This is a genomic window from Shigella sp. FC1544, assembly GCF_001722145.1.
Taxonomy (GTDB): Bacteria; Pseudomonadota; Gammaproteobacteria; order Enterobacterales; family Enterobacteriaceae; genus Escherichia; species Escherichia coli.
The window spans coordinates 1-6,911 of record NZ_MECT01000102.1; the positions used below are offsets into that span (position 1 = coordinate 1).

Annotated in this window: 7 protein-coding genes and 5 pseudogenes; all 12 read left to right on the forward strand. The window is 55.0% G+C overall.

The window, feature by feature from the left end:
- Positions 1-236, forward strand: a pseudogene (locus BGK49_RS07165) (IS4 family transposase); the annotation flags it as partial.
- Positions 237-285: 49 nt separating this feature from the next.
- Positions 286-669 carry a DNA-packaging protein FI gene (gpFI, locus tag BGK49_RS07170; RefSeq protein WP_001074427.1) on the forward strand — a complete coding sequence of 128 codons (384 nt, stop codon included), beginning with the start codon at positions 286-288 and terminating at the stop codon, positions 667-669.
- A gap of 11 nt (positions 670-680) precedes the next feature.
- Entirely contained in the window at positions 681-1,049 is a 369-nt protein-coding gene (locus BGK49_RS07175; protein ID WP_000753022.1) for a head-tail joining protein, read from the forward strand.
- Positions 1,036-1,623: a phage tail protein gene (locus tag BGK49_RS07180; protein ID WP_001264267.1), complete on the forward strand. Its 588-nt coding sequence runs from the start codon at positions 1,036-1,038 to the stop codon at positions 1,621-1,623. Before BGK49_RS07175 ends, BGK49_RS07180 begins: the two co-directional genes overlap by 14 nt.
- A pseudogene (gene gpU / locus BGK49_RS31625) lies at positions 1,620-1,808 on the forward strand (phage tail terminator protein); the annotation flags it as partial. The gene BGK49_RS07180 and the pseudogene gpU, both read left to right, overlap by 4 nt.
- 43 nt (positions 1,809-1,851) lie before the next feature.
- A pseudogene (locus BGK49_RS31630) lies at positions 1,852-1,968 on the forward strand (hypothetical protein); the annotation flags it as partial.
- A 54-nt stretch (positions 1,969-2,022) separates the two neighbouring features.
- Positions 2,023-2,709 (forward strand): phage tail tube protein, encoded by a 687-nt coding sequence (locus BGK49_RS07190; protein WP_000287959.1) that lies wholly within the window; start codon positions 2,023-2,025, stop codon positions 2,707-2,709.
- 58 nt (positions 2,710-2,767) lie between these two features.
- Positions 2,768-3,154, forward strand: a complete 387-nt coding sequence (gpG, locus tag BGK49_RS07195) for a phage tail assembly chaperone G (protein ID WP_000478929.1) — start codon at positions 2,768-2,770, stop codon at positions 3,152-3,154.
- A gap of 8 nt (positions 3,155-3,162) precedes the next feature.
- A pseudogene (locus BGK49_RS07200) lies at positions 3,163-3,491 on the forward strand (phage tail assembly protein T).
- Entirely contained in the window at positions 3,463-6,504 is a 3,042-nt protein-coding gene (locus BGK49_RS07205) for a phage tail tape measure protein (protein ID WP_000371977.1), read from the forward strand. The pseudogene BGK49_RS07200 and the gene BGK49_RS07205 overlap by 29 nt, the downstream one beginning before the upstream one ends.
- Positions 6,504-6,833 (forward strand): phage tail protein, encoded by a 330-nt coding sequence (locus BGK49_RS07210; RefSeq protein ID WP_000447385.1) that lies wholly within the window; start codon positions 6,504-6,506, stop codon positions 6,831-6,833. The genes BGK49_RS07205 and BGK49_RS07210 overlap by 1 nt, the downstream gene beginning before the upstream one ends.
- Positions 6,833-6,911: pseudogene (locus BGK49_RS30355) on the forward strand (phage minor tail protein L); the annotation flags it as partial. The gene BGK49_RS07210 and the pseudogene BGK49_RS30355, both read left to right, overlap by 1 nt.

The following is a 6,911-nucleotide window of genomic DNA, read 5'->3' on the forward strand; positions in this document are numbered from 1 at the left end:
GTTACTGGCCGAATCAACTGAGTTTCTCAGAATCATGCGGAATGGTGATGAGAATGCTGATGACATTGCAGGGCGCTTCACCGGGACGTATACCGGAGCTGATGCGCGATCTTGCAAGTATGGGACAACTTGTGAAATTACCGACGAGAAGGGGAAGGGCCTTCCCGAGAGTGGTAAAGGAGAGGCCCTGGAAATACCCCACAGCCCCGAAAAGAGCCAGTCAGTTGCTTAACTGACTGGCATTAGGGCAGTATGCCCCCGTTTTTTACTGAACCGGAAAGAAATATGGCAAAGAAAGACGAGAATCTGAAACGTCTGAAAGAGCTGTCAGAATTGCTGGGGCGTGAGCCTGATATGTCGGGAAGCGCGGCAGATATCGCACAGCGTGTGGCAGAGCTGGAAGAGGAGCTTGGTGGTGTGGATGGCACTGACAACCAGGCAAGTGTGCTTACCGGGCAGGAAAATAACGGGGAGGCAGTTCCGCCGGAGAGGATGATTCAGAATACGGATGAGCTGGTCAGGGTGGTGGCACGGACGACGCTGCATATTGACGCGCTTCACGCCACACAGGATAAGCCAGTGAAACTGGTTCTGCCGGAAACGGTGTTTCGCGTGCCTGCCGGCATGGCCACCAGTCTGGTAAAAGATGACCTGGTAAAAATGCAGTAGCAGGGGGGATTGTGGCTGATTTCGATAATCTGTTTGATGCCGCGCTTGATCTCGCAGACAGGGCCATTATTCGCAATATGGGCATTACTGCAGTCATTACATCAGGCCAGTTAAAAGGACACCGGATTTCCGGCGTTTTTGACGATCCTGAAAGTATTTCTCTGGTAGCCGGCGGTGTGCGTATTGAAGACTCTTTACCATCCCTGTTTGTGAAAACGGCAGATATTTTACAGCTGTGTCGCAATGATTCGCTGATGATTGGCCGGGAGTCTTTCAGCGTGGATCGTATTACTCCTGATGACGGCGGATGTAGTTATATCCGGTTGCGGCGTGAAGGAGCAGGAAACGTAAGGGCAGGGGGATATTATGAGGGTGCTTGAGAATGCCATCCGCAATCTGAACAGTCTTGATACCCGTATGGTGCCGCAGGCCAGCGCATGGGCAGTAAACCGGGTTGCTGCAAAAGTTGTCTCGGTTGCCACCCGGCAGGTCGCCAGGAATACCGTTGCGGGAGATAACCAGGTGAAGGGGGGCCCCCTGAAACTGGTGCGTCAGCGCGTCCGGGTATTTAAAGCCAGTCCGGCAGGAAAAATGTATGCCCGTATCCGTGTTAACCGGGGCAATCTGCCCGCCATTAAGCTTGGCACAACATGCCGGCGTGCCGGTGACGGACTGAAGGTGGGGAAATACTTTTTTCGTGGTGCGTTTATCCAGCAGCTGGCGAACGGTCGCTGGCATGTTCTCAGGCGTCTTCCTGAAGCGTGTTTTGAAACAGGAAAGGACAGTAAGGGGCGGCCCAGAAAAAATCGTCTGCCCGTGGAGGTTGTGAAAATTCCGCTGGCCGGACCGCTGACACAGGCATTTGAGGATGCCCGCGACCGCATCATTGCCGCGGAAATGCCGAAACAGCTGGGGTATGCCCTGAAACAGCAACTGAGGATACATTTGGGATGAACAGGCACACACAAATCCGCCAGGCAGTACTGGCAAGCCTGAAGGGCGAATGCGGGGGGAATGTCGTGCTTTTTGACGGGCTTCCGGCATTTATTGATGCGCAGGAACTGCCCGCCGTGGCGGTGTGGCTGAGTGATGCGCAGTACACCGGAAAAATGACGGATGAGGACGACTGGCAGGCTGTACGCTTACGTTCATATTGCGCCACCACTGCATGCTGATGTACCACAGCCCGTCACGAATGAGCCAGTCACGCTCTTCCTTCCCGGTGGAGTACGGATGTGCTGTCAGCCGTCACAACTTACCGATGTCTTCAGGGTAAGCGTCAATACGGTGCTCCGTTGACGCTTACCACCAAATCCACTGGCAAAGACGAAAGGTGCGGGAACGACGTTCTGGATGTACACCGGCAAGGGCGATGCGTTTGCGAACCCTTTGTCGGACACTGACTGGCTGCGTCTTGCGATGGTGAAGGATCTGCAACCTGGCGAAATGACCGCTGATGCAGAAGATGACACTTATCTCGATGATGAAGATGCAGACTGGAAAACGACAACCCAGGGGCAGAAATCCGTCGGTGATACTTTGGCGACGCTGGCCTGGCGTCCGGGTGACAGCGGGCAGAAAAAACTGGTTCAGTTGTTCGATTCCGGTGAAGTCTGCGCGTTTCGTATCAAATACCCCAACGGTACGGTTGATGTTTTCCGTGGCTGGATGAGTTCACTGGGTAAAACCATTACCTCAAAAGAGGTGATGACCCGTACTGTAAAAATCAGCGGTGTGGGGCGTCCGTATCTGGCAGAGGAGGGCGCTGAAACCGTGGGTGTTACCGGACTGACGGTGGCACCGGCATCTGTCAGTGTCAAAGCGGGAGCAACCACCACACTGACCTTTACAGTAAAACCTGATGGGGCCAGTGACAAAGCGATCAGTGTGCATTCGTCAGATCCTCAGACTGCTTCGGTGACCCTGAGCGGGCTTGTGGCCACGGTGAAAGGCGTGAAGCAGGGCAGTGTCAGCATCGTGGGCATGACCTCTGACGGAGAGTTTGTGGCAGTGGCTGCGGTGACCGTCAGCGCACCATAACAGGACGATACTCATCATTGCCCCGGTTATCCGGGGCTTTTTGCATCCGGAGAACATGATGTTTCTGAAACAGGATACGTTTAATTATGAAAAACAGTCCGTGGTGCTCAGTGAGCTGTACGGGCTGCAGAGAATTGAATATCTGACGTTTGTTCAGCAGCGAACGGCAAAGTTTGATGCACAGGAGGGAGAACTGCCGGAGGCTGAACGACAGATTGCTTTTCTGCGTATGGGAATGGATATCAATGCCTGGCTGCTTTCCCGCTCACTGTGGAATGCTGAGCAGTCTCAGGATGTTGAGACGCTTTGCGCATCCATTATGACAACATGGTCGTATGATGCGCTGGGCGCGGGGGCGGAGAGGGTTCTGTCGCTGAGCGGTATGGGGACCATTGAGAATGCCGGGGATGATGATCATGAGGCGCTGACGCCGGAAAAGTCCTGACGCGGGAAATGCAGTTTGTCATGCGGCTTGCCCGGGAGTTCCGGCGGGCAGACTGGCGGCGGATGCTGTCGGAAATGTCGGCCACTGAGCTTGGTGAGGGGGCGATTATTTCCGGATGCAGAGCTTCAGTGATGTGTGGATGGATGCGCAGTTTGCCTCGCTGAAGGCATTGATCGTGAGAATGGTGTCCGGCAGCAGTGATGCTGCGGTGGCTGATTTCAGCCTTTTACCGGAAGAGAACGGGATACCGGAGCGAACGGACGAAGAACTGATGCATCTTGGGGAAGGTATTTCCGGAGGTGTGCGTTATGGACCAGATAGCCAACCTGGTCATTGATTTGGGGATTGATGCGGCAGAGTTTAAAAATGAAATTCCCCGTATCAAAAACCTTCTGAATGGTGCAGCCGGTGATGCAGAACGGTCTTCTGCCCGTATGCAGCGTTTTATGGAGCGTCAGACTCAGGCGGCCCGGCAGACAATGCATGCGGCTTCTTCGGCTGCAACAGCAGCATCAGCCCATGCGCAGACGGTGGAGAAGAATGCACGGGCTCATGAACGCATGGCCCGTGAGGTGGAACAAACCCGTCTGCGCGTGGATGCCCTGAATCAGAAAATGCGCGAGGAACAGGCGCAGGCCAGGGCACTGGCGGAGGCGCAGGATAAAGCGGCTGCCGCCTTTTATCGCCAGATTGACAGTGTGAAACAGGCCGGTGCGGGGCTTCAGGAATTACAGCGTATTCAGCAGCAGATCCGACAGGCCAGAAACAGTGGCGGGGTTGGTCAGCAGGATTATCTGGCGCTGATTTCGGAGATCACGGCGAAAACCCGTGCCCTGACGCAGGCAGAGGAACAGGCCACCCGGCAGAAAGCGGCGTTTATCCGCCAGCTTAAAGAGCAGGCAACCCGCCAGAATCTGTCGTCTTCTGAGTTGCTTCGCGCCAGGGCGGCTCAGCTGGGGGTAAGCAGTGCTGGAGAAGTGTATATCCGCAAAATGGAGCGGGCAGGAAAAGCCACACATTCGCTGGGGCTGAAAAGTGCGGCAGCCCGGCGGGAGCTGGGGGTGTTAATCAGTCAGATGGCGCGCGGCAATTTTGGTGCGCTGAGGGGATCCGGGATAACGCTGGCTAACCGTGCCGTATGGACAGGCGCACTGATGTCGCCGAAAGGCATGATGACTGGCGGCGTTATTGGCGGACTTGTCGCGGCGGTCCTGGGTCTGGGTAAAGCCTGGCATGACGGCCGGAAGGAGGGCGAGGAATTTAACCGTCAGCTGGCGCTGACGGGACATTATGCCGGTGTCACTGTCGGGCAGTTGTGGAAACTCAGCCGGGCCATATCCGGGAATGGTATCACGCAACATGCGGCAGCCGGTGCGCTGGCACAGGTGGTGGGCAGTGGGGCATTTCATGGAAACGATATTGGTATGGTGGCGAAAGCTGCCGCACAGATGGAGCGATCGGTTGGCCAGTCGGTCAGCGATACCATAAATCAGTTTAAGCGGCTGAAGGATGATCCTGTAAATGCCGCGAAGGCGCTGGACAATGCGCTGCATTTTTTGACTGCCACTCAGCTTGAGCAGATACGCGTCCTTGGGGAGCAGGGGCGGTCCAGTGATGCGGCCCGGATCGCCATGTCTGCGCTGGCAGAGGAAACCGGTAAACGCACATCTGATATTGATAATAATCTCAATGCGCTGGGTAGTACGCTGCAAACCTTGTCTGACTGGTGGAAGCAGTTCTGGGATGCGGCCATGAATATTGGTCGTGAAGACTCGCTGGATGCGCAGATTGATGCGTTACAGGAAAAAATTCAGCGCGCGAAAAAATATCCGTGGACAAACGCCTCCACACAGGTGGAGTACGATCAGCAGCGTCTTAACGATCTTCAGGAGAAAAAACGCCGGAAGGATTTGCAGGATGCAAAAGCGCAGGCAGAACGGAATTACCAGGAGCAACAGAAACGCCGGAATGCTGAAAATGCCGTGCTGAACCGGATGAATGAAACGGAAGCTGCACGACATCAGCGGGAAATTGCGCGTATTAATGCCATGCAGTACGCCGACCAGGCTGTCAGGGATGCGGCGATACAGCGTGAAAATGAACGTTACGAAAAAGCCATTAAGAAAAATACACGGGCAACCCGTAATGATGAGGCCACCCGGTTATTGCTGCAGTACAGTCAGCAGCAGGCACAGGTGGAAGGGCAGATTGCTGCTGCCAGACAGTCAGCAGGCATTGCCACTGAAAGGATGACTGAAGCGCATAAACAGCTTCTGGCCCTGCAGCAGCGCATCAGCGACCTGGACGGGAAAAAGCTGACGGCAGATGAAAAGAGTGTGCTGGCCCGTAAGAATGAGCTGATTCAGGCGCTGACGCTGCTGGATGTGAAACAGCAGGAGCTGCAGAAACAGACAGCGCTTAACGACCTGAGAAAAAAAACGGTTCAGCTGACCAGCCAGCTGGCAGACAAAGAACGTGCACTGCGTGAGCAGCACAATCTGGATATTGCCACTGCAGGTATGGGGGATAAGCAGCGGCAGCGCTACCAGGCACAGTTGCGCATCCGGCAGGAATACCGGCAACAGTTGCAACAGCTTGAGAATGACAGTCGCCAGAAAGGCACTTACGGGACGGAGGACTACCGGAGGGCTGAGGAGGTGCTGAAGGGGAGCCTGAAGCGACAACTGAATGAAAACAAACGCTACTGGCAGGAACTGGAAGTGGCGCAGGGCGACTGGAAAAACGGTGCCATGCGGGCGTTTCAGAATTTTACGGCGGATGCGGATAATGCGGCGGGAACGGCAGAACAGATGTTTACAGTGGCATTCAGCAGTGCCGGTAATGCACTGGCGACATTCTGTACCACCGGTAAGCTGAATTTTAAATCCTTCACCTCTTCCCTGTTGTCAGATATGGCCAGAATTATGGCACAGATGGCCATGATGCAGGCGGTAAAGGGCGTCGGTTCTTTATTCGGCTTCACGACTAATGCTGATGGCGGTGTTTACCAGTCTGCTGATTTGAGTCGCTACAGTGGCACGGTGGTTAACCGTCCGACGTTTTTTGCTTTTGCAAAAGGAGCGGGTGTGATGGGGGAAGCGGGACCTGAAGCCATTCTGCCACTGCGTCGCGGTGCTGATGGTAAGCTGGGGGTTGTGGCGGATACTGGTGGTTCAGGCATGGTGATGTTTGCCCCGCAGTACAACATCGGGATCAATAACGACGGCACGAACGGGCAGATAGGTCCGGCAGCACTGAAGGTGGTTTATGACCTCGGGAAAAAAGCGGCCGCGGACTTTATGCAACAGCAGGCCCGTGATGGTGGCCGGTTAAGTGGAGCATACCGGTAATGGAGACGTTTCGCTGGAAGGTGCGCCCGGATATGAATGTGGTATCAGAGCCAAAAGTGGTGGCAGTGAAGCTGGGTGATGGTTATGAACAGCGTCGCCCGGCGGGACTGAATAATCTGCTGTCGACTTACAGCGTGACGATACGTGTTCGTAAAGGTGAACACCCACCTTTAAAAGCCTTTCTGGAACGGCACGGTGGCGTCCGCGCATTTCAGTGGACGCCACCTTATGACTGGAAACCGATCAGGGTGGTTTGTCGTAAATGGTCGGCAAGCGTGGGGGCGTTATGGGTGACTGTAACGGCCGATTTTGAACAGGTGGTGAACTGATGCAGGATATCCGGCAGGAAACACTGAATGAATGCACCCGTGCGGAGCAGTCGGCCAGCGTGGTGCTCTGGGAAATCG

Excerpts from the sequence above, each read along its gene's own strand:
- gpFI (WP_001074427.1), top strand. The coding sequence starts at position 286 with ATGGCAAAGAAAGACGAGAATCTGAAACGTCTGAAAGAGCTGTCAGAA.
- BGK49_RS07180 (WP_001264267.1), top strand. The coding sequence starts at position 1,036 with ATGAGGGTGCTTGAGAATGCCATCCGCAATCTGAACAGTCTTGATACC.
- BGK49_RS07190 (WP_000287959.1), top strand. The coding sequence starts at position 2,023 with ATGTACACCGGCAAGGGCGATGCGTTTGCGAACCCTTTGTCGGACACT.
- gpG (WP_000478929.1), top strand. The coding sequence starts at position 2,768 with ATGTTTCTGAAACAGGATACGTTTAATTATGAAAAACAGTCCGTGGTG.
- BGK49_RS07205 (WP_000371977.1), top strand. The coding sequence starts at position 3,463 with ATGGACCAGATAGCCAACCTGGTCATTGATTTGGGGATTGATGCGGCA.
- BGK49_RS07210 (WP_000447385.1), top strand. The coding sequence starts at position 6,504 with ATGGAGACGTTTCGCTGGAAGGTGCGCCCGGATATGAATGTGGTATCA.